A 21,428-nucleotide genomic window follows, 5' to 3' on the forward strand; every position below is an offset into this window, starting at 1 on the left:
GAAACTGATATATGCCGGGCTTCGACCCGGAGACGGTGACTTCACTGCGTCGTCAAACGTAGATACAGCCTTCACTGTCGGGACCCGAGACGGGCGGTCCGGCACCGTCGGCCAGCCGGCCCGCCGAAACCACGGCGGCCAGCGAGTCCAGCGCGTCGTGGTTCCCGAGGTAGGTGTCGCGGTGATCGCCGACCGTAACGCTACAGGCTTCGACCGCTGCGACGTTTGCCTCTCGGCGCTGCCGGGGGTCATCGACGTTCTTGTACCCCTCGCGGTAGCAGCCCAGCCAGCCGAACGTCGCCGCGGGGTACACCTCCGCGACCAGCGTGTCGGCATCCCAGCCCTGCATCGGCACGACGGCTGTCGCGTCGTCGTCTCGCAGTTTTCCGAGTACGTCCCGGACGCCGTAGAAGGTCATACTGCGCGTCCGATTCGTGTAGGGACACAGCACCCCGCGGCGGAAATCCGTCTCCCGGCGCAGGTCCCGGTTGCCGGTCGCCATCTCCGCGGTGTGCCGGCACGCCTCTGAGAGTGACCCCGGGTCAGTCGGGCCGCTACCGCTCGCAAGCCAGTCGACGAAGCCGTCCCAGGTCCCCCCGCACTGCGCGTCAAGCAGCGCCTGTGGCAGACTGAACGGGAAATCCAGCCCGACAGCGCCCACATCATCGTCGGTGATGCGATCGAAAAGGCCAGCGTGAGCCGCTTCACGGTCCCGGCCCCATTCGTCCGTCCCGCGGTAGCACCGTTGAATCGTCAGCCCGTCTTCCGTCGGGATCGCCTCGGTGACCCAGAGCGCGTCGCCAGCGGTCGCTGCGCCGCTGAAATCCACCCCGAGGACGCGTTTACTCATACACCCGAGTACGCCGGTGACGGTATCAATGTTGGGACTGGCACGAACGGGGTGGCCCCTTCCCCGTCCGTAAGGGGTTTGTCCCCGACGGACCAACGGAATAGTATGCCAGCCACTATGGAGGTCGTCTGCACGGACGACAGCTGCGAACTCGACATGTTCGAGATGCACTACACGTACGATATGCCGGACGATGTCGAACTCGCGGCGTTCTCCTGTCCGTACTGTGGCGGGACGGACTGTCTCGACGAAGTGGAACTATGATGCGGGACATCGGCTCCTCGATCAGCGACGCGATCTTCGAGAACATCGGCCGGGCCGCCGGCCGGGTGCAGGAGAACAAGCCGCTGGCCTCGGACCTGCTGGAGTCGGACGACGCCTACCTCGTCGTCTTCGACGCGCCCGGCACGACGGCGTCGGACATTCAGGTCCGGTACGTCGACGACCGCGTGGAGGTCCGCATCGACCGCTTCCGTGACTTCTACGAGGGCTTCGAGATGCGCTACCCCGGCCGCGGGCTCGCGCTCGACGGAAGCGTCACCCTGCCGAGCGACGCCGCTGTCGACCCGGAGACGGCCCAGGCCACACTCAAGAGCAACGGCACGCTCCACGTCCGCGTCCCGAAGGCTGAGCCTGGGCACGACGAGGACGCGGCAACGGATGTGGGCGTTGAAACCGACGACAGCGGGACTGACGGGGGAACCGAAGCGGATGCAAATACCGATGTCGAAGGCGAAGCCGAATCAGCTGACGAGGGCGAAGACGACTCCTGATTGGAGCGTATACACTTTCTCACAGCGCATTTACTCGTCCCAGTCACGCGTCGGGTCGTCCAGCGCGGCGAACTCTTCGGAGCCGTCGAACCGCGTTGGGTCGACCCGGTCGGGCAAATGCTCGGAGAGCGGATTCGGGCGATTGAGAACGTCTGCGGCGAGATAGTCGCCCATCGCTGGCGCGCGCATGAGCCCGTGGCCCTGCCAGCCGGTCGCCACCCAGAGCCCGTCGGCGACCTGCCCGGCCAGCGGCGCGCCGTCTGGCGTCGCTGTACACAGACCAGACCAGGCTCGGTCACAAGCCGGCGAGAGCGCCGTTGACTGCTCGACACGGTCGAGGCTCCGAGTGACGAACTCGGCGTCAGCCTCCGGGTTCCACTCCGTCGGGTCGACCTCGTGTGCGCCGTCGCCGACCAGCAGCGCGTCGGCTTTCGACCGCCAGTAGAACTCACGCGTCGCGTCGTAGAACGATGGCAACGCGGCGTCGACCGGCTCGGTCACGAGCGCCTGCGCCCGGTAAGCTTTCAGCGCAAGCGAGACGCCGATGTCGGCAACGAGTGGCTTCGTCTGTGGGCCGGCCGCGACCACTACCGCGTCGAACGTCCGCGTTTCGTCCGGCGTTTCGACGGTCGTCGGCGACGCGAGCGAGACCGGGGTTTCCGTTTCGATGGTCGAGCCCGCTTCGCGGGCTGTTTCGGCGAGCGTGGCTACCACAGCGTCCGGGTCGAGCACGCCGGCGTCGCTGGCGAGGCCGGCCACCTCGATGCCGCTCGTGTCCAGCGCCGGGTAGCGGTCGCCGAGTTCCGCCGGCGTGAGCGCTTCGACCGCGACGCCGTTTCGCTGCATCCCCGCGATCTGCTCGCGGACGGCCGCGGCGTCGCTCTCGTCTCGTGCGACCCAGACGTAGGGCTGGGGCTCGAACAGGTCCAGGTCGCGGTAGCGAGTGATCGCGTCCGCGGCGACGGCCGCGTCCACGTCGTCGGCGAAGGCGTCGTAGCAGAGGCCGGCGGCGCGGCCGCTCGCACCGCTGCCCAGTTCATCGCGTTCGAACACCGTGACCGACGCGCCGTGACGGCCCAGCGTCAGTGCGGTCGACAGACCGACGGCCCCGCCGCCGACGACGGCGACGTTCATTTACGAGAGGAAGGGGTCAAGCCCACGCGCCGGATAGCCGACAATTGTGTCGACGCCGATGTCGTGGAGTCGCTCGGTTCGCTCGGCGACTGTCTCGACGGAGCCGACGAGCGCGTAGTCGCGGATGGCCTGTTTGAGTACGTCTCTGGCCCGACCCGTCGCTCGGCTGTCCGTCGGCGCACCGTCAGGCAGCGCGTTCCGGACCGGACCGCGCCGGGCCGCGTAGTCGCCGACGGCGTCCAGCATCGCGTCCTCGCTGTTCGAGAGCACCAGCGGGGCGTAGACGGCAATCGATCCCTCGAAGCCGGCCGTCCGGAGCGTCCGCACGTCGCGGGCCGTCGTCCGGGAGAGGAGTTCGTACTGCGTGCCCCCGACCGCCAGCGCGAGGCGTTCGATGCCCTCGGTGCCGACCCAGGGGTCGCTGGCGTCGTCGACGGCCGCCCGCAACCGCGGTGCGACGGCCCGTTCGGCCTCGTCCTCCGAGAGATACGCGCTGTGGCCGGCGACCAGTACGTGTCCCGCACCGGCCGGCAGCGCGTCGAACCCGCTGTCGTCTCCCAGCGGATCGAAGCCGTCGGCCCGGACTGGCGTGGTGACGCGTACGTCGGCGGTCGATGCCAGTCGCTCGATAATGTCCGGTTCTGGGACGTGGGCCGCCCCCTCGTAGTCAATTGCGAGCGTCTCGATGTCGAGGTCTGTCGCCCGCGACACGTCCACTTCTGTCGGCTTGAGCGCCACCGCGTCGATGCCGGCGGCCGCCAGTGTCGCACCGGTAAGCGTGGTCATCCAGTACGCGATCAACGTCTCGGGGTCGCAAAATCCTGTCGCTCTCGGCCCTACCACAACCCACTCTGTGTCACTCAGCTTCGTCGCGCACGCTCGGCGGGAGGTCGTCGTCCGGCTCCATGTAGCGGTCCGGCTCGGGCGGCATCCGCCAGTCGGTTGCGAGTTCGAGCAACTGGACGAGCATCCGAGCCGTCGCGCCCCAGACGGTGTAGCCGTCGACGTAGAAGAAGTGGAGCCGTATCTCGCCGTAGTGGGGATGGTCGCGGTGTTCGGACTCGTAGTTGTCCAGGTCCGTCAGCTCCGACACCGGCAGGGGGACGATCTCGGCGACTTCCTCGTCCGAGGGCAGATAGTCGCGGTCCGGGATCCGGCCGACGAACGGGCGCACGGAGTAGCGCGTGATGGTCCTGATGTCGTCCAGCCGGCCGACGACGTTGACTGCCAGCGGGTCGAGTCCGATCTCCTCGTTGGCCTCCCGGAGCGCCGTCCGCAGCAGGTCCTCGTCTTCGGGTTCGCGGCCGCCGCCGGGGAACGACATCTGCCCGGGGTGGTCAGACAGGTGGTCAGCGCGTTTCGTGAACAGTATCGCCTCGCCCTCGGGTCGCGTGACCACCGGGGCGATGACGGCGGCCTCCTGTGGCTCGTCGTCCACGACGACTGGCTCGTGGGCCGCGACCCGGTCGAACTGCATAGCACATCGTAGGTACCCGAGCGTCTTAATTCGGGTGGCTCACTCCTGCGAACTAGCCGATTTAATGGTGCAGAATACGGATGTCGGGCTCACACGTCGTCCAGACGGTCGCGGAGGCCGTCCATTTCAACGCTCTCCCAGGCTTCGATGTCGTAGCTCACGTCGAGCAGTGTCTCGACGCGGTCCTCGTCGCCGTTCTTGACGGCCATCACCGCGTCCTCCCGGAAACGGGACTTGACGGCCTCGATGACAGCGTCGCGCGCGAGGTCGCGGGACGGGACGTCCATGATATGCGGGAGGTCGGCCGCGCCGTCGGGCAGGGCCGGGAACGCGACCGGGCCGACTACCAGCAGCGTCTCGTCTGTATCGGCGGCGTGGTCGTCGACGGCGACGAGGTGATACGAGTCGATAGCGCCGTCGATGGCCGCCGCGACCGCGTCCGGGTCGGCGTCGACGCCCTGCTTGAAGGCGAGTTCGCCGCAGGCGTCGACGAGTTCCGCTCTGGTGAGCGAGCCGAAGAGGTCGACGACGCCAGCCAGCTCGTCCGGTTGCAGGTCCATACAGGTGACGCGGCACCGAGCGGCTTCAGCCTTTAGGCTCGGGCTGCGCTCGGCAGGCGACCGTCGAGGTGCAGCGACACCATCGCAACGAGGACGACGAGCAACGCGATTCCCATGCCGCGAAGCAGTGTCGGAAACGTGACGCCGGCATCAAGCAGTCGGCCGACGAGCGCGCTCCCGGGGGCCTGCATCACCATCATTCCCGCGCCGTAGGTGGCGTAGGCGCTCGCGCGGTGGCGGTCCGGGAGCGAGCCGAGCAGGTACGCGTCCACCGCCGGGAAGATGCTGTGGATGACGTAGCCGACGACGACGCTGAACGCGGCCAGCGACCAGAATCCGGTCAGTGACGGGAGCACCAGCACACAGCCGGTAAAGGCCGCCAGAATCGTCAGGAGATACGGAATCGACGGGAGACGGTCGGCCAGCCGACCGCTGACGTAGAAGGCCGGTACGCCGGCGCCGAACGCGAGCAACAGCAGCGTTCGACCTAACCCCGCGGACAGCCCAACGCTCGTGGCGTAGGTGACGTAGAAGTTGAACAGTCCGTTCCAGACCAGGCCCGCGACGCCGATGGTGGCGACGCTGGTGACGATGATGTGCCACTGGGCGCGCGCCGCGCCGAGGAGGTCGCGGTCTTCGCTCCCGGCGTCGGGGAGTTGCGAGCGTCTCGCAATGAGCGTGAACGCGATGGTCACCAGTCCCGCGGCGACCGCTATCCCCTGCAGCGCGGTCCGCCACGTTCCGACGATGAGTACGAACGAGATCAGCGCCGGCGCGCCGACGGCGGCGAGCTGGGAAGCGACCCCATGTTGCCCGAGGGCGCGGCCGGGCCGCTCCGGGTACAGTTCGCTGACCAGCGTGTTCGCCGCAGTCAGGTAGACGCCGCTGGCAAGCCCCATAGTGAACGCGCCGACGAGCAACAACGTCGGGTCGAACGCGAACGCGGTGAACGTCGTCCCGAGCGTCAACACGACACCGGAGCCGAAGATGACCTTCGCCCGCGATATCCGGGTCAGCAGGACGCCGGTGGGAAGCCTCGGGAGGGCGCTCCCGGCCCAGGCCATCGTTGCGAGCAGTCCGAGCGTCGCATCGGACGCACCCGTCGTCGCCCGGATCGGCTCGATAAGTGGTGCAAAGACGACTCTCGCGAGGTTGATGCAGAACACCATCCCCAACAGCGAGCCGAAGATACGGCGACGAGACACGACCGGTGATAGACCGGAAGCCATGAACAACGTTCCGGAACGCCGCCACGGGGTTTTTACACGCGGGTAGCACACTGGCAGGTATGGACTCAGTGAGGAAGGCCCTCCGGGCCGGCGACGTCGAGAAGGACAACTACGGACGGCTCTCCTGTACCAGCTGTGACGAGCCGCTCGCGACGGAGAACGACCCGGACGAGGTCGGGAAAGTGCGCGTCTGCCCCGAGTGCGACGGTAAGTGGAAGGAACTCAGCTAGCTACTCGAAGACGGCGTCGAACGCGTCCGCACCGAGCGGCTCGTACCGACCGGCATCGACGTTCTCCCGGGCGTGCTCGACCGAGCCCGTGCCGACCAGCGAGCAGGTCACGCCCGGCGCGCTGCGTGCGAAGTTGATGGCGCGCTGTGCGCTCGTCTCGCCCGAGAGCTTCGCCGCCACGTCGTCTGGGACCGCTGCGGCCAGCTTGCCCTGCATGATGGATGCGCTGGTGAACACGTCCAGCCCGGCCTCGTGAGCGAACCACAGCGCCGACTGCGCCCCCTCCGCGCCGTCGTGGGATTCGACGGTGAACGCGTCGGCCATCGAGACGTTGAACGGCAACTGAATCGCGCGGAGATGCGTCGCCGCGTTGCCGACCGTCTCTGCCGCGGCGCGTGCGCGCTCGACGACCTCGGGCAGCGAGAGATAGCTGTCGTGGGCAGCGGCCACGCGGAACGCCTCCCACGTCGCGACACCGTAGTGCTCGATGTCGCCGGCTGCAGCGCGCTCCTCCAGTCGCTCGAAGGTTGCCTCTAGCTGGTCGTACACCGCTTCACGGGACTTGGATTTCAGTTGCGTCTCCGGATTGTGGACGTAGTAGAGGTCGATGGTGTCCAGCCCCAGATTCGCGAGCGAGCGGTCGACCTGGTCGTCAATGTAGTCGGGCGCGATGCAATGCTGGCCCGCGACGAGGTCGTCGCGGTCCACGATGCCGGTGTCGAGGTACTCCGACCGGACGAACGCGCCGGGGTCCGCCGGGCGCTCTCCGTCGAACGGGATGAACCCTCCTTTCGTCGCAACGGCAATCGCATCGCGGTCCACCTCGGCGTCCGCGACGGCGTCGCCGACGACCCGCTCGGAGCGCTGGTGACGGTAGTTTATCGCCGTGTCGACGACGTTGATGCCGGATTCGAGTGCCGTCACGATAGCGTCGTGGTAACTCGCGTCCCGCTCGTCGGTCGGGTCGCCGAGGTACGTTCCGATGCCGATGCTGGAGACGACGCCGTCGCCGAACCGCCGGTAGAACGTGCGCGCGAACTCGTCGTGGTCGTCCCGGTACGCCCAGGTCGCCTCCCGTGTGGCCATACCGGGTGTTGGTCGGGCAGTGACAAAAGGACAGAGATTCACTGGAGTCGGCGACAGCGCAGGAGTCGCCTGTCACAGTTCGCCGCTCATCGCATCGAACACCCGCTCGCGGAAATCTTCCCGGGAAACGCCGTTACTGGGGCCGAGGCCGGCCATGTGCTCGACCGGGACCTTGCCGCCGCCCATCCGAGCGTGGCCGCCGCCCTCGGCCATCGGGATATCGTCGACGACGGCCTCTATCGCCCGGCCGATGTGGACCCGGTCGTCCCGCGAGCGCCCGGCGATGCGCATGGTCCCTTTCTTCTCGCCGACAACGACGACCGCTGAGACGCCCTCTAACGTCTCCAGTTCGTCCGCCGCCTGCGGAATCGCGTCCGTGTTCGACACCTCGCCCACATCACTGAACGCGTAGGGCGCTCGCACCTCTCGTTTCCCGATGGCTCGGGATTTCACGTCGAGGACTTCGGCGTCGACCTGCGGGTTCGCGATGCGGTTGAGCAGGTCGCTGTCCATCCCATCGTAGAGGTACGCGGCAGCCGCGAAGTCCTCGGACTTACACCCGTTGGTCAGCGACCGGGTGTCCGACTGGATACCGTACATCAGCCCCGTCGCCAGCGCACAGGGGATGGTCTCTGCCGGTGACGCGTCGATATCGATACCCCCGTTCCCCTGTGTGTCGCTGAACTCGAACTCCAACTGATTGAAGTAGCTCGCGAAGATGGTCGCACAGGCCCCGTAATCGGACCGGATGTCCGTGAACTCGTCCCCGCTGCCGTTGCCGGGATGGTGGTCGATGACGGCGACCGGTTCTATCTCTTCGGCACCGGGGAAGCCGCGTGCCGTGTTGTGGTCGACGAGGACGACTGCCTCGCCGTCGATGTCGTCGACAGTCTCGATGTGGTCGAAATCCAGATCCAGCACCGTCTGGAAGGCCCGGTTCTCCGGGCGGCGTATCTCCCCGGGGTACAGCAACGACGCTGACGTATCAGTGCCGGCGACGAGTTGGTTGACGGCCAGCGCGGAGGCCATCGCGTCCGGGTCCGGGTTCGGGTGCATCAACACCGCGATCCGGTCGTAGCCGGTCAGCGTCCGACGCAGTCGCTCGCCGGGCGTTCGGCTGAGATACCGACGCAACCAGATGCCGGCACCGAGGAGGGCGAGAAGAACCACAGCGACACCAGCGACCAGCAGGGGGTTCTCGCTAGCGAACGCCGCGGCGGCGTCGATCTGGAGTCCGCCGGCGGCAACGCGTGTCATACCACGCTGTTCGCCAGCCTATCAGTAATAAAGTTCGCCCCCGATACAGCTAATTTTGCCGGTATTCCCGGACGGCGTCGCGGTACCCCTCCCGGAAGGTCGGGTACTCGAATTCGTAGCCCAGTTCCCGAAGCCGATTGTTCGAGCATCGCTTGCTCGTCTGGATACGGCGCTTCGCCGTCTCCGAGAGGCTGTCGTCGGCCAGTCGTTCCGCTGTCGTCTGTTTCGGCGGGAACGGGACGTCACACTGTTCGGCCAGCCAGTCGGCGAATGCCCACTTCTCGACGGGTTCGTCGTCGACGACCAGCACGACTTCCTCCCGGTGGTCTCCCGTCAGCAGGTGGCGCACGGCCCCGGCCGCGTCGGCCCGGTGGACCATGTTCAGGTAGCCGGCCGTCACCGGTCCCTCCAGGTACCGCTCCAGTCGGTAGCGGTCCGGGCCGTACAGGCCGGCGAAGCGAGCGACCGAGCCGTGGCCGCCGTGTTCCACGGGGCGCTCACGGGCTACGCGCTCTGCTTCGGCCAGTACCTCGGTCTTCTCGGTCTGTGGGTCCAGCCCCGTCTCTTCGTCGACCCACGCGCCGTCGTGGTCGCCGTAGACGCCGGTGCTGGAGGTGTACACCAGTCGCTCGGGCGGGTCCGCCCGCGACCAGAAGTGGTCGATAGCCGTCCGGAGTCCCTCAACGTACACTTCGCGGGCGGCCTCAGCTCCCCTGCCGCCGGAACTCGCGGCGAAGACGAGCCAGTCGGCGTCCGGCACCGCCGACAGCGACTCGGGGTCGGTCACGTCGGCGCGGACCGCTTCGAAGCCGGCGTCCTCTATAGCTGCGATGCCGTCGTCGGACCGGCGAACGCCCACGACCTCGTGGCTGCTCCGCAACTGCCGTCCGAGTTCCAAGCCGACGTAGCCACAGCCTAGAATGGCGACGCGTTCCGTCACCGCTTCTCCCCCTCGATGTAGCTGTGCAGGAGGGCGTACTCGGCCAGTGTCACCGGGTATCTACCCTCGATTTTCTGCTGGATCTCCTTCGGCTCCAGTTCGTCGTCGATGCCGGAGGCCAGCGATTCCACGTCCATTACGGCTGTCGTCATCCCCATCAGGAGGATGTCTTGCGCCTCGGCCTGCAGCGCGTCGGCGTCCGGCCGGTTCGGGTGGGTCGCCAGGACCGAGACCGCCTCATCGAGCGTTCGGTCGCCGATATCGCTGTCGGCGAACGCTGTCACTGTCGCTTGATCGAGATCGGTCTCGGCGATGATTTCCTCGATGCCGACTGTCTCGACTGTCTCGGCCAGCACAGTGCTGTAGGCCGCCAGTAACTCCTCGTGGGACTGCTCGCCCGCGTCCGGAAACTCGCCTCGAAGCATGGGTGTCGGTATGGCCCCGGGGTATTTCACTTCCGTTATGCGGCCCGGGGTCAGGTACCTGCGTGCGGCCACCCGCTCGATTCCTCCACGGCGGTCCCGCCCTTGTCACCGACCCCGCGCGGTTTGGGCGGTACCACGACGACAACGCCCGTATCGGCGCTGAACGAGACGCGGTCGGCGGTACCCAATCGCTCTGTCGATCCGTCGTCGTCCACGTCGAGCGTGACGTTGTGCCCGTCACGCGCATAGGTGGTCCGTGCGCCTGGCTCGCTCGGCGGGCCGTGACTCGCAGAGACGGCGAACCTGGCGTACTCGCCCTCGACGGTAACCCACCAGATGTTCGCCGTCGCGTACCAGGGGGTGACTGGCGGGGCCAGCGGGAGGCCAGCCGGCAGTTTGTCCGTTCCGAGACGCTTCTTCGCGAACTGCTGGACCTTCTGTTCCCCTGCGTTCGCCAGCGCTTTGCTCAGTTCGTCTTTCGCAACGGACCGTACCGCCGAGGCCGTCCCGTTTGTCGACTCCAGCGTCGGTCTGGTCGCTGGCGTGTCGACTGAGAGCAGCGTCAGGCGGAGACGGTCGCGTTCGACCCGCGTGAGGTTCAGCCGGGCACCGGCGACGTGGGCGACCCGTTCCTGCGCGGAGCCGTTGGTCAGCGCCAGCGCTCGGGCCGCCGGTGTGTCCCATGGCGACAGCGCTTCAGTGACAATGGCCTTGCTCTCGCCCTGTTCAGCTTCAGTGTGCTGGGAGACTGCCAGCCAGAGCGTCGTCGTCAGCTCCTCGTTGGCCGCTTCCACCTCCCGCTGGAGCGCATCACGTTCCGAAGCGAGCGTGGCGCTCGACTCGTCTTCGAGGGTTTCGTTCGCGGCTGCGAGTGCGTTCGCTGCCGTTGCAAGGCGCACCCTATCGCCACCCTCGAACGCACCGCCAACGACGGCGTCGGCGGCGTCGCCGTAGGGGACCGTGAACACGTTCGCGTTCCGCGCCACCAGCGGATGCTCGCTTCCGTCCAGCGCGCGATACCGACTCTCGTTCAGTTCGGCCAGCGTCAGATACGGCGTTTGCGTATCGACCCGCGTCCTGACGGGACCGGCCGGACCGACCGGGACCGGGCGTGACCGGGGGACGCGCGTCTCACGGGCCGTCAATCCTTTCCGGAGGGCACGCAGCGACCCCTCGGTGCGTTCCGTTAGCTGTGCGTCGACTCGCTTCCGGTTACTGTCCCGAACCGAGGCCTGCCTATCTAGCTCCGTCAACACTGCATTCAGATAGGTCAGCCGGGCCGCGGCGCGGGCCTTCTGGGCCGTACTGTCGTAGGTGTCCGGCACGGCCGCGAGGTCGGCACGGCGCTGTGCGACCCGCTCCCGAAGTTCCCGCGGGGGATTCGTCTCGAAGGTCCCTACACGTCCGCGCTCGACGGTGACGGTCGTGTTGCGGATTGGCTCCCGTAGAGCCATCAGGTCCCGATACACCCACTCGTGCAGTTCCGGTGGTCGGTCGGCCGTCACCGTCGCTTCCGTCCGGCCCAGGCTGTCGTCGACGACTCGCTCGGCGGTCTCGTCTCTCCCCCCGGCGTGGCCGACGAGCCTGTCCATCGCTTTCGGCTCCACATCGGCGAGGTTCGACCCGTTCAACGGGCTTGCGCTGGCGTCGTGTGCGGTCCGAATCGAGCGGTTCGGTGCCACTGAGCGGCCGTGATGGCGGCCGACGACGGCGACGGTCACGCGATAGCGCGCGGTGCTCGACACAGTCGTGCGCCGACGCACTGACCCGTTCTGCCAGACGGCGGTCCGCGTGTACTGTCGCTCGACGGTCCGGCTGAACGTCTCCAATCTGTGCCAGCCGTCCGGCGTCGCAACACCCCCGCTGGCGTTCCCGACCGCCTCAACGGATGTAGTCGTCCGGTCGGCGACTAGTGTCCACTCGCTGCCCGGCGAGGCCGGCTTCCCCGGCGGCCCCCCGCCCAGTCGGTGCTCGTCGACTTCCAGCGCTACCTCGACGGTGTACGCGTCTTCGAGCGTTTCGTTGAGCGCCGACGGCTCGGTGACGGACCGGAACGCGGTGTCGGCCGTCTCGTTGACGCCGATGGTCATCGAATCCCCCGGGCTCGGACTGGCCGTGGACTTCGGGCGCGGCGGCGTCTCGCTGACCGGTTTGTAGTCGGCCTGATCGAGCACGTCGCTGGAGACAGCGGAACCCCTGCTCCCCCGAACGACGTCTTCGATTCCCGTCATCGCTGTCGCCTCTGTCAGAGCACGACGACCGGCGGGGTCACTCCGCCCGAAGGTCGACCGCTGGACGCCGAGCAGTGCGCCGTTCGTCGCCAGCGAGACGTGCCGGTTCGCGACGACGTTCTCGACGCCTGCGCCGCCGTACTGGGCATATCCTCTCGCCCACGCCATCGGGTACAGCCGCGCTGTCATCCGCTGGCTCAGGCCCGGCTTGTCCAGACCGTTGTTCAACCGCGTCTGGTAGGTTGACACCTGGTCGTGGAGCATGAGCGCCTGGTTCGGAACGACGACGGTCGGCGAAACCCGCCGTGTCGAGACCACCGCTCCGTTGCGCCGAACCGTCAGAACGATATTCTCGACCGTCGCCCGCATCGCGGTCTCGTTCGGCCCGGCGCGTTCGACCGAGACGCGACGTTTCGCAGCCCGGAGGTCGCTCGCGTTAGAAACCGTCGGCAAACTGGCGGTCACGGTTACGTCACCGCTTCGGCCGGTGACGCGCTCCAGTCGGTCCGCAACCCGGAGATAGGCGCGGATTCTGAGCGAGTCCCGGAACGCCGTCGAGCCGTTCAGCACCCGGCCAGTGGGCGTATCGGCCAGCGTGACGACCGGGTTCGCGGCCGCCTGCCGGCCGGCCGTCGAGACGCCGTCCCGCACGGCGACCTGCGTCTCCGCCGTGGCCTGATTCAGCGCCCGCTCGACGGCTGTTTCGCTCGGGGCCGGCTCGCTAACGAACGTCGGGGCCAGCGTGAGGCTGCTTACCAGAAGGAGGACGCCGAGCAACGCGAACGGGATCCGGCCGCGGGTGTCGTCTCTCACGGCGACCACGTCCTGACAGTTACGCGGACACGGCTCACTCGAACGGCGCGGGCGGCGTCCGCTGGCGAGTCGTACCGCGACCGCATGTCGGTCCGAAGCCGGGCGGCGAGCGCCGCGGTCAGGTCGCGGTTCATTTCTGTCGCCGATTGCTGCTCAACGGCAACGCTCGCCCCCGTCAGGTCGGCCATGCGCTCGTACCGCGCGGCCAGCAGCACGTCCGAGGGGTAGTCGCCACGGAGAGCGTACCGCGACTGTGTCGGCGGGAACAGCCCGTCGACGACGCTCCGAGCTACGACCGTCGCCACGCCGTCGTAGCCGCCTGTCTTTGCTGCTTCACGGGCCGGCTCCGAGACGGCCTCCATCCCGCTCGGAACTGTTACCGTCGCCGCCCGAACGTCCACGCTGTCAGGGGGCCGGTCGCCGACACGGTACTCGCCGCTGACTGGCGCACCGGGATACGGTGCCCAGGTGACACGGACGGACGTTCGATGCCCGCGGCTGTGGAGTCTGTCACGCGTTGCCGCAGCGACTCGTGACTCGAAGTCCGTGCCGGCGCTCGATACCCGTTCGCCGTCCACGGTGACACCGCTCATCGCCGCCTCACCGAGCAGTTCCGCGACGGTCCCGTGGCTCGTCCGCTGCCGTCGCGTGGCGTGGTCGGGTGGCCTGTGGCGGTCGGACGGTGGGACGAGCAAATCGTACTCGACGCTCGTGGTGCTCGTCGCCAGCGCCGACGCTTGCTCGGCCGCAGGGTTTGGGGTTGCTACCGGCTTTTCCACCCCGACACCGCTCACGAGAGTCCCTGCGGCCGCACCGACGAGCAGAAGAAACACCGTCACGTCGGCGACGGCGCTCATGGCTCGGGTCATCGCCACACCCGAACGGTGAGCGTTCCCCGGCGGACTGCCCCCGGCCCGACCTGCACGCTCACTGTTCTGGTTTCGGTGTCGGCGCTGCTCGGTGGCTTCTGGCCACTGCTCCATCGCCCGCCAGCCGTCGCCGTGATGGTCGCGTTCCCGTGGTAATTCGCCGGCACTGCATCGAGCGCGGTGTCGAGCGCGCCGGGCTGAACGATGCCGGCCGACGAGAGCCGCTGTTCCACAGCATCGGCGGTCGGGGTGGCGATATTGCGGTCGTCGTCGAGCGTTCCGAATGCTTCGTCTACTACGCCGGCGTACAGCGCCACGCCGAGCGTGACGGCGAAGACGGCGACGAGTGCGGCCAGCGGCTCCGTCGTCGCTCTATCCGACGATGGTGACATCGGTCCCTCCCCAGGCGACGTGCCTGACCGTCAGTCGGTCGGGGGCCGGTCGCCACCCGTCGTCACCGGCCCGAGTTTGGCGGGTGTCCCGACGGAAGGCGTCGGGCGAGTCGTACACCGCCTTCGGTCGCTCACCGTTCAACACAGCCTGTAGCCGGTCGGTCCGCGCCGGGACAGCCGCTCGGATCAGTCGTGCGGTGGCTGTCCCGCCGTCGTTGCGAAGGCGGAGGTCACGCCCGTTAAACCGCCACTCCGTAGCGACGACTCGTCGGTGTGCGACGGACCCGGGCGGGCTGGTGGTGACCTCATCGATAGTTGCGGCTGTCGCCGTCGCGTCCGGCGGTGCGGTCGTCGGCAGGCCGACGACGACGCCAAGAACGGCCACGCTCACCGTTCCCAGACCGACCCAGAGGTACAGCGTATCGACGTACGTCTCGAACATAGAACGGCCTGGCCGCGGCCTCCGATTTAAACACTCAGACCAGCAGCCCGGTAGCGACCACGGCGACGAGGAAGGTGGCCGTGGCCGACAGGAGCGCCAGACCGGTTCGGTAGCCGACGAGCGCCCGGTCGAGGCCCCGGTGCAGGCCCGTCGACAGCGCCGTCAACAGGACAGCTAGGACGAGAACGTACCAGCCGACGACCGGGCCCAGCAGCGCGCTCGAAATAGTGCTGAACTGCTCGCCGCCGCCCATCGACCCGGCCAGCGCAACCGTCGCGCCGCCGATCAGCGGACCGAACAGCGCGGCCGTGTTCGACAGCGTTTCGGTTATTTGCGAGAGGTCACGACGCGTCTCACGCTCGATGGTGCGGAGCGCATCCAGATGCTCACCCATCGTCGCCACGGACGGTCCCGCTGGTGGCCCGATTGTTGCGGCTGTATCCAGCAGTGTCGCCACCCGACGGGCCCGATGGCTCGGAACATCAGCGAGCGCGCCGCCGGGACCCAGAAACGCCCCCTCGACACTGGTGCCGAGACGCTCCTGACGCGCGACGGCGGCTTCGATGACGGCGCTGGTCGGTTCGGGAGTCTCGTCGACAGCCTCGACGAGCGCGGCTTCGACTGACTGGCCGCGGCCCAGCCGTCGACCGACGGCAGACAGCGCGTCGGGGAGGCCCGCTTCGATGTCGGTGACACGGGCCCGGACCTCGGCGACGGGTCGGTAGTAGCTGACGAGCGCGCTCCCGACGCCGGCCCCGAGTGCCCCGATAGGAGACGCCCACGCAGCGACGAGCGCGCCGGCAAGGAGCCACCCCCCGATTCCGGCGACGATGCCGACCACAACTGACGGGAGTGCCGATGCCGGCACGTCCGGGTGGCTTCGCGGGATTGTCGCCGGCGGGAACGCGACCGGTCGCCGGCCCAGGAGCCAGCAACAGGCGACCAACAGTGCGCCGGGCAAGACCACGACGTAGGTCCCGACCAGCACAGGGGCGGTCACTGGCACACCCGCGGCAGCGGCGGCGGGCAACAGCGACGCCATCGCCAGCGGTAGGAGCACACCGAACGCGTACAGGCCGGTCGCTGGGCCGCGGAGCGAGGCCGCGAAGGCCGCCATCTCGTCGCGCGTCCCGTCGAGGATGCATCGCCGCGCGCGTTCGAGGACCTCGGGCCGTTCCTCGGCTGGGGCCGCCGTCGCGTTCTCGACCAGTCCGACTGCGCGTTCGAGCGCCGGGAACCGGTCGCTCCAGGCCGCCGCGAACGTTCCCAGACCGCTCCGTGGCGTGCCCGCGGCTCGCTGTCGATGGTGTTGCAGCCGTGTGGCGAGCAGGCCGTTTCCGGCCCGTCCGGCGAACGCCGCCGCCCGCTCAGCACTGGGCCACAGCGTTGCGCCGAGCACCAGTGTCGTGACGAGCGACGGCGCGGTCCCCAGCGCTCGAATCCGCTTTGCTTCGGCGGCGAACGGCACGCCGTACCGTCCCAGCGCCGCGACGCTCAGGGACAGAGCGAGGAGTCCGAGGCTGACAGTCGTCGCCAGCAGTCCGGTCACCGTCACAGCGGCGAGCAGTGCGAGCAGGGAGCCACACACCGCAACGGCGTAGCTCGCCGTCAGCAGTGCTTCAGGCGGGGCCGAAACCGAGAGCAGCCGACACGCTCGCCGGTAGTCGTCTGGTACCTCGATAGTGTCAGGATAGGTCGCACCGACCGCGGTTGTGAGTGGTGCGGCTGGTGCCGTGCTCGCGCTGTCGCCGGAGTCGTCTGAACCGCTGGCGTGTCTCACGGCTGGGCCTCGTCTGTGGGCGGTTCGTTCCCGCGTGTCTCGACAGCCACTGACTCCTCGAATCGTTCGGTTCGCGCCTCGATAGTGTCGCGTACCTCAGCATAGGACTCGCCGGGTGCGGCGAGCGACTCCACCAGACGGCTGCTACCCCGCTCTAAGCGACCGGTGGCTGTCGCTGTCGGCCCATTGCGCTCATAGAGCATCTCGAAAGAAACGTCGTCGCCGTGGGAGACGATTTCCGCGACAGATGCGATGCCGCGGCCGTGCTCCGACGCGGGCGGAGCCAGCGTCACCACGAGGTCCGTCGCAGCGAACGACTGCACCGGGACGCCGAGGTCCGACACCAGCCGTTCCCGAACCGCTTCGGGGCCGTTGCCGTGAATCGTCCCGAGGACGGCCCCGTCGCCGCCACCGACACGCATCGCCTCGTAGAGAACGCTGGCCTCCTCGCCGCGGACCTCCCCAACGGCGAGCGCGCCCTCGCCGAGCCGGAGCGCGGTCCGCAGGGCTTCCGTGGCGTCGACCGACGGCCCCTCTCCGCTGGCGGTCCGAAGCGCCTGTACGTCCCGGCCGTCGGACTGCAGTGACGACGCCGGCAGTTCGGGCGTGTCCTCGATGAGTAGCGTCCGGACCTCGTGGGGGAGTTCCCAGAGCAACGCCCCGAGTGTCGTCGTCTTGCCCGCGCCGCGGGGGCCGGCGACGAGGCAGGCCCCGCCGCGCTCCGCGGCGACGGAGAGCAGCCCGGCGACGGCTGTCGGCATCGTCCCGTTGTCGACGAAGTCGGCCAGTCGCCACACGTCGCTGTCGTGGGCGCGAAAGGCGAAGGCGATGCCGTCGCTGACCGGTTCGCTCACGCCAGCGACGCGAATCTGTCGGTCAGCCACCGTCGCCGTTGCATCGAGCGTCGGGCTCGCTCGCGAGAACGCCCGGCCGCTCGACCGTCTGAACGTCGACGCCAGCGTGTTCGCGCCCGCCGGCGTCAGGCGGACATTCGTTCGCATCGTCTCGCCGTCACAACGCACTCGGAGCCGGGTATCACTCACTGGGGCTGTCGCGAACACGTCGGACACCCGCTGATCGGCGAAGATATCTTCCAGAATCCCGAGCCCGCCCGTGTGTTTCTCCAGCACGGCACCGACAGCGGTTGCCGTCGTACTGTCGCCGGCCACCGCGGTAGCTGCGTCGTACGGGTGACAGCCGCCGTCGGCGGCAGCGGTGGCGACTCGCTCGTACGCTTCGACGAGCGTCTCCATCGTGTCCGCGTCGAACCGCTGTTCGCGGGGCTCGATATGATACATCGGCAGGTGGTCGCTGCGCGTGTCGTATCGCCGAACGACGGCCTCTGTCGGGAGCGTCTGCTGGTCCCGAAGCGCTGCGTCCACTGGTGGCGCTGCCCCGACGCGGGTGTCGCTAATCGTTGGCCCAGTGTATGCAGTGAGCGCCTGCTCGCTGGTATCGAAGCTTTCTGTGGCGACCGCCAACCCGGTCTCCGCTGCCAGGTCAGCGACCGGCCCCGCTCGGCCGACTGCCTCCGCGGCGGCAGCGACGGGGTCCCGGCGAGCGCGGTCTGCGAGGCGGTCGTCCAGCGAGGCGACTCTGGTCGCGAACCGGCCAGCCGCGGTGAGTACCGCTGCCGCCCGGTCGACGTACACTCGCTCCTGTCCTGCTTGCTCCGTGACAACGGTATCGATACCGGTCGACGAGAGCGAATCGACGACCGTCGCCCGGCAGTCAGCCGACGCGGCGAGGTCACCACCGCCCGGACACTGGTCCGCCGTCACTACCAGCCGCTCACCCTCGATTGCCGTTTCACAGCGGCAGTCCGACGCCGATGACCCGAAGAGCCACTCACGCATGGCTCCCCCTCGCCGCGGCTTCGGACTTAAACCGATGGACCCGCAGCACCCGCTGGCCGTCCGACCGCGTCAAGACGAACACGAGTCGATGTGTACCGGGTTCGTCGAGCCGGTCGGTCGTCGCTGTCGTTCGGATCGGGATACCGACCAGCCGCTCGGTCTGTTTCCGAGACTCGACTGTCCATGTCACGACGCCGACACCAGCCCGCTCCGCGAACTGCAGGTGACTGACGCCGGCATTCGTGTAGGTCCGCGGGGGAGTCGTATCTCCACCGCGCGCCGCGCGTCACCGTTCGCCGTCGCGTCGTCAGTCTCGACTAAAGTGGTCAATTCGGCCCCCAGTTCGTCCAGTTGACGCTCCATGGCACCACTGGCTGCGTCTGCTCGGGCCGTCGATAGCGCTGGCGCTGTTGCACCGACAAGTGCGGTCATGACTGCGACGGCGAGAACCAGCCGGTATATCACAGCAGCGCACGAATACGTCCGATAACGCCCGTATCAGTGGTCTCATCGTCGGGGTCACCGCCGTCGGTGATGGCGGAGAAATCGGTCGGTTTCCCGGTCGTGGCGTTCGCTTCTGTGTGCTCGCCGCTATCCGACAAGCCTGGATGGCCTTGTACCGCCTCCGCCCGTAACTGGTCGGTCCCCGCCGCTGATGGGTCAGATGCCGACGGCGATGCCAGTTCCTCGTCGAGTCGGACTTCCAGTCGGTCGGTCGCCGCCAGCGCCGCGTCGGCGCGTTGCTCGACATCTTCGTTGACCGCGCGGATGTTCCCCACGTAGCCGCGGAGGGCCTGCGTGGCGGCTTCGAGCTCCGCCGTCCGCTCGTCGATGTCGTCGATACGCTGCTCAACGGAGTCCACGCGGCTTTCCAACTCAGCGAGTTCCGTCACCTCCGGGAACTCAGTCGTTCCGTCCGTGACCGCGCGTTCGACCGTGCGGAGCCGTTCGGCCAGCGTCTCGATATCTGTCATGCCCGTCCCTGGTCGCGTGTTAGTATTTGAATGCTCGGACGGGGGACTGCGGGAAACGTACCGGCTGCTGCCAGCAAGTGCTCGTCCCGCCTCACCCGCCGAGGATGAACAGCGTGAGGACGACGGAAATGAGCAGGGTTGCCAGAATCAGTAGCGCGACGATTGTGACCGGAGAGAGCGCGTTGTCGTCGGAGCGGAGTGCGCGTAGAGACATTGTGGAGGCCATCCGACAGTGGATTTTCGTCCTGTACCACCGGGACTGGGCTGTTAGTTCTATCGAACCGGTTACGTCACCAAACTGTACGCTTTTTCAATCGGTTCGAGTTGAACGGGTTCTCGAACGTGCCATCAACTGACCCGGAGCCAGCAAACGTTTATTTCGGATGCCGTGGCCACGCCGTTCTATGGCCGATAGCGACCAGGTGAAAGCGGCACTCGCGGCACTCGCTGACGGGGAGGGCGACAACAGCGACGACGGAGGCGGGACGATGGGAATAGCCGACGGAGAGGGCGACTGTAGCGCAGGCCGGATTGGAACCCACGATACAGGCGGCAACGCCGACTATCGGACAGTCATTGAGCGAGCGACCCAGGCGACCGACGATTTAGACGAGGCGGTCGCCTTCGTCGAGACGTTCGGTGTCGGGCGACTCGAAGCGGCCGTCGCACAGGCCGAACACGAAGTGAGCGGGTTGGCCGACGAGGGCCGGGCGGCTCTGCGAGCGTTCCGGCGGTACCGGGACGCCGCGGCGGGGCCCAGCGATGGGTCGTAGCCACCGGGTCGACCACTTTCACTGCGGTCACGATACCCCTTTAGGTGGCGCTGGCTTACGGATGGGCAAATGACACGGGTGATACACACCGGCGATACCCACGTCGGGTATCAGCAGTACAACGTCCCCGACCGACGGGACGACTTCCTCGATGCGTTCCGGCAGGTGGTCCGAGACGCCATCGCGGACGACGCCGACGCCGTCGTCCACGCCGGTGACCTGTTCCACGACCGCCGTCCGGCGCTGGCTGATATCATGGGCACGCTGACCGTTCTCGAAGAACTCTCCGAAGCCGATGTTCCGTTTCTCGCCGTCGTGGGTAACCATGAAGCCAAACGGGACGCCCAGTGGCTCGATTTGTACGAGTCGCTGGGCTTGGCGACGCGGCTCGACGACGAGCCGACGGTCGTCGGCGACACCGCCTTCTACGGCCTCGATTTCGTCCCGCGCTCGCAGCGCGACGACCTCGACTACGACTTCGCCGCCCACGACGCCGACAGCGCCGCGCTGGTCACTCACGGCCTGTTCCAGCCCTTCGACTACGGCGACTGGGACGCCGAAGAAATCCTGGCCGAGTCGTCGGTGACCTTCGACGCGATGTTGCTCGGCGACAACCACGACCCCGGCAAACAGCAGGTCGAGGACGCCTGGGTCACCTACTGCGGGTCGACCGAGCGCGCGAGCGCGAGTGAACGAGAGGACCGCGGCTACAATATCGTCACCTTCGACGATGAGGTCCGTATCACTCGCCGCGGCCTCGACACCCGCGAGTTCGTCTTCGTCGACGTTGACCTCGGCCCCGAAGAGGGTGTCGAACGGGTCCGGAGCCGCGTCGGCCAGCACGACCTGGAGGACGCCGTCGTCATCGTCTCTATCAGCGGCGACGGCGACCCAGTGACCCCAGCCAGCGTCGAATCGTTCGCGCTTGACCGAGGGGCGCTCGTGGCTCGCGTTACTGACCACCGGGAAATCACGGCCGAGGAGCAAGAAACGGATATCAGCTTCGCCGACCCCGACGACGCCGTCACCGAGCGCGTCCGCGACCTCGGACTGAGTGAGGCCGCCCACGACATCGACGAGACCATTCGCGCCTCGAAGGTCGCCGATGCGAACGTCAAAGACGAGGTTGAACGGCACGTTCGTGAACTGCTCTCTAAGGGTTCAGATGCCCTCGCAGCCGACGCTGAGACGGCCGCGAGCGATGGAGCAGACGGCACAGATGCGGCCGCAAGCACGGACGAGGACGATACTGAAGACGGAGCGGCGGTGAACGAGGCCGACGGCACAGACGACGATGGCCAGGCGAGCGTCGAGGAGTTCCTGTAATGGAGGGTCGA

General features: G+C 67.7%; 23 protein-coding genes and 1 pseudogene. 5 read left to right on the forward strand and 19 right to left on the reverse strand.

The genetic code is table 11. The features are described from left to right. Positions 1-52: 52 nt before the first annotated feature. On the reverse strand, positions 53-850 hold the full coding sequence (locus Har1131_RS05895; RefSeq protein WP_050036946.1) for a DUF429 domain-containing protein: 798 nt from the start codon (positions 848-850) through the stop codon (positions 53-55). Between the two features lie 105 nt (positions 851-955). Here Har1131_RS05895 and Har1131_RS21645 point away from each other — a divergent pair, with 105 nt between their 5' ends. Both Har1131_RS21645 and Har1131_RS05900 read left to right on the forward strand, forming a co-directional pair. Beyond that, entirely contained in the window at positions 956-1,114 is a 159-nt protein-coding gene (locus tag Har1131_RS21645; protein WP_004517194.1) for a hypothetical protein, read from the forward strand. Further along, positions 1,111-1,623 carry an Hsp20/alpha crystallin family protein gene (locus Har1131_RS05900; protein ID WP_014041074.1) on the forward strand — a complete coding sequence of 171 codons (513 nt, stop codon included), beginning with the start codon at positions 1,111-1,113 and terminating at the stop codon, positions 1,621-1,623. The genes Har1131_RS21645 and Har1131_RS05900 overlap by 4 nt, the downstream gene beginning before the upstream one ends. Before the next feature lie 30 nt (positions 1,624-1,653). On the opposite strand, the gene Har1131_RS05905 is transcribed toward Har1131_RS05900, so the two are convergent. The 5 genes from Har1131_RS05905 to Har1131_RS05925 form a co-directional block, all read right to left on the reverse strand. Further along, entirely contained in the window at positions 1,654-2,757 is a 1,104-nt protein-coding gene (locus Har1131_RS05905; RefSeq protein ID WP_014041073.1) for an FAD-binding oxidoreductase, read from the reverse strand. Further along, on the reverse strand, positions 2,758-3,543 hold the full coding sequence (locus tag Har1131_RS05910; protein WP_014041072.1) for a luciferase: 786 nt from the start codon (positions 3,541-3,543) through the stop codon (positions 2,758-2,760). Positions 3,544-3,613: 70 nt separating this feature from the next. Beyond that, a complete protein-coding gene (locus Har1131_RS05915; protein ID WP_014041071.1) occupies positions 3,614-4,234 on the reverse strand; it encodes a CoA pyrophosphatase in 621 nt (206 codons plus the stop codon). Positions 4,235-4,323: 89 nt separating this feature from the next. Continuing rightward, on the reverse strand, positions 4,324-4,794 hold the full coding sequence (locus Har1131_RS05920) for a hypothetical protein (RefSeq protein WP_014041070.1): 471 nt from the start codon (positions 4,792-4,794) through the stop codon (positions 4,324-4,326). 32 nt (positions 4,795-4,826) lie between these two features. After that, positions 4,827-5,963: an MFS transporter gene (locus Har1131_RS05925; protein WP_044951980.1), complete on the reverse strand. Its 1,137-nt coding sequence runs from the start codon at positions 5,961-5,963 to the stop codon at positions 4,827-4,829. A gap of 119 nt (positions 5,964-6,082) precedes the next feature. Here Har1131_RS05925 and Har1131_RS21650 point away from each other — a divergent pair, with 119 nt between their 5' ends. Next, complete coding sequence (locus Har1131_RS21650; protein WP_004517187.1) at positions 6,083-6,253, forward strand: HVO_0758 family zinc finger protein; 171 nt, start codon at positions 6,083-6,085, stop codon at positions 6,251-6,253. Here Har1131_RS21650 and Har1131_RS05930 read toward each other — a convergent pair whose 3' ends face one another. The 13 genes and pseudogenes from Har1131_RS05930 to Har1131_RS22475 all read right to left on the reverse strand — a co-directional run bounded on the left by Har1131_RS05930 (position 6,254) and on the right by Har1131_RS22475 (position 19,532). After that, positions 6,254-7,339 carry an aldo/keto reductase gene (locus Har1131_RS05930; RefSeq protein ID WP_014041068.1) on the reverse strand — a complete coding sequence of 362 codons (1,086 nt, stop codon included), beginning with the start codon at positions 7,337-7,339 and terminating at the stop codon, positions 6,254-6,256. A gap of 72 nt (positions 7,340-7,411) precedes the next feature. Beyond that, positions 7,412-8,596, reverse strand: coding sequence for a bifunctional oligoribonuclease/PAP phosphatase NrnA (locus Har1131_RS05935; protein ID WP_014041067.1), 1,185 nt, complete (start codon positions 8,594-8,596; stop codon positions 7,412-7,414). Positions 8,597-8,645: 49 nt separating this feature from the next. After that, the gene (locus tag Har1131_RS05940) at positions 8,646-9,536 is read right to left on the reverse strand and encodes an SDR family oxidoreductase (RefSeq protein ID WP_064288854.1); all 891 of its coding nucleotides are present in this window, start codon (positions 9,534-9,536) and stop codon (positions 8,646-8,648) included. Then, positions 9,533-9,961: a DUF5791 family protein gene (locus tag Har1131_RS05945; protein ID WP_151103688.1), complete on the reverse strand. Its 429-nt coding sequence runs from the start codon at positions 9,959-9,961 to the stop codon at positions 9,533-9,535. Before Har1131_RS05945 ends, Har1131_RS05940 begins: the two co-directional genes overlap by 4 nt. A gap of 50 nt (positions 9,962-10,011) precedes the next feature. Continuing rightward, on the reverse strand, positions 10,012-13,014 hold the full coding sequence (locus Har1131_RS05950) for a hypothetical protein (RefSeq protein WP_151145479.1): 3,003 nt from the start codon (positions 13,012-13,014) through the stop codon (positions 10,012-10,014). Further along, positions 13,002-13,874, reverse strand: a complete 873-nt coding sequence (locus tag Har1131_RS05955; RefSeq protein WP_186764062.1) for a hypothetical protein — start codon at positions 13,872-13,874, stop codon at positions 13,002-13,004. The genes Har1131_RS05950 and Har1131_RS05955 overlap by 13 nt, the downstream gene beginning before the upstream one ends. Beyond that, a complete protein-coding gene (locus tag Har1131_RS05960) occupies positions 13,871-14,266 on the reverse strand; it encodes a hypothetical protein (RefSeq protein ID WP_014041062.1) in 396 nt (131 codons plus the stop codon). Before Har1131_RS05960 ends, Har1131_RS05955 begins: the two co-directional genes overlap by 4 nt. Continuing rightward, a complete protein-coding gene (locus tag Har1131_RS05965; protein ID WP_014041061.1) occupies positions 14,247-14,708 on the reverse strand; it encodes a hypothetical protein in 462 nt (153 codons plus the stop codon). Before Har1131_RS05965 ends, Har1131_RS05960 begins: the two co-directional genes overlap by 20 nt. Before the next feature lie 34 nt (positions 14,709-14,742). After that, positions 14,743-16,488: a type II secretion system F family protein gene (locus tag Har1131_RS05970; protein ID WP_050036939.1), complete on the reverse strand. Its 1,746-nt coding sequence runs from the start codon at positions 16,486-16,488 to the stop codon at positions 14,743-14,745. After that, entirely contained in the window at positions 16,485-18,344 is a 1,860-nt protein-coding gene (locus Har1131_RS05975; RefSeq protein WP_129755486.1) for an ATPase, T2SS/T4P/T4SS family, read from the reverse strand. Before Har1131_RS05975 ends, Har1131_RS05970 begins: the two co-directional genes overlap by 4 nt. Then, positions 18,337-18,809, reverse strand: a pseudogene (locus tag Har1131_RS22670) (hypothetical protein). The gene Har1131_RS05975 and the pseudogene Har1131_RS22670 overlap by 8 nt, the downstream one beginning before the upstream one ends. Next, entirely contained in the window at positions 18,806-19,318 is a 513-nt protein-coding gene (locus Har1131_RS05985) for a hypothetical protein (RefSeq protein ID WP_151145482.1), read from the reverse strand. Before Har1131_RS05985 ends, Har1131_RS22670 begins: the two are co-directional and overlap by 4 nt. A 91-nt stretch (positions 19,319-19,409) precedes the next feature. Continuing rightward, entirely contained in the window at positions 19,410-19,532 is a 123-nt protein-coding gene (locus tag Har1131_RS22475; RefSeq protein WP_255518464.1) for a hypothetical protein, read from the reverse strand. A 190-nt stretch (positions 19,533-19,722) separates the two neighbouring features. On the opposite strand from Har1131_RS22475, the gene Har1131_RS05990 reads away from it, so the two are divergent. Beyond that, positions 19,723-20,091 carry a hypothetical protein gene (locus tag Har1131_RS05990; RefSeq protein WP_050007877.1) on the forward strand — a complete coding sequence of 123 codons (369 nt, stop codon included), beginning with the start codon at positions 19,723-19,725 and terminating at the stop codon, positions 20,089-20,091. Between the two features lie 69 nt (positions 20,092-20,160). Next, positions 20,161-21,417, forward strand: a complete 1,257-nt coding sequence (gene mre11, locus Har1131_RS05995; protein ID WP_050036935.1) for a DNA double-strand break repair protein Mre11 — start codon at positions 20,161-20,163, stop codon at positions 21,415-21,417. Positions 21,418-21,428 lie beyond the last annotated feature (11 nt).

Source organism: Haloarcula sp. CBA1131 (assembly GCF_008728975.1).
In the GTDB taxonomy this organism is placed as follows: domain Archaea; phylum Halobacteriota; class Halobacteria; order Halobacteriales; family Haloarculaceae; genus Haloarcula; species Haloarcula hispanica.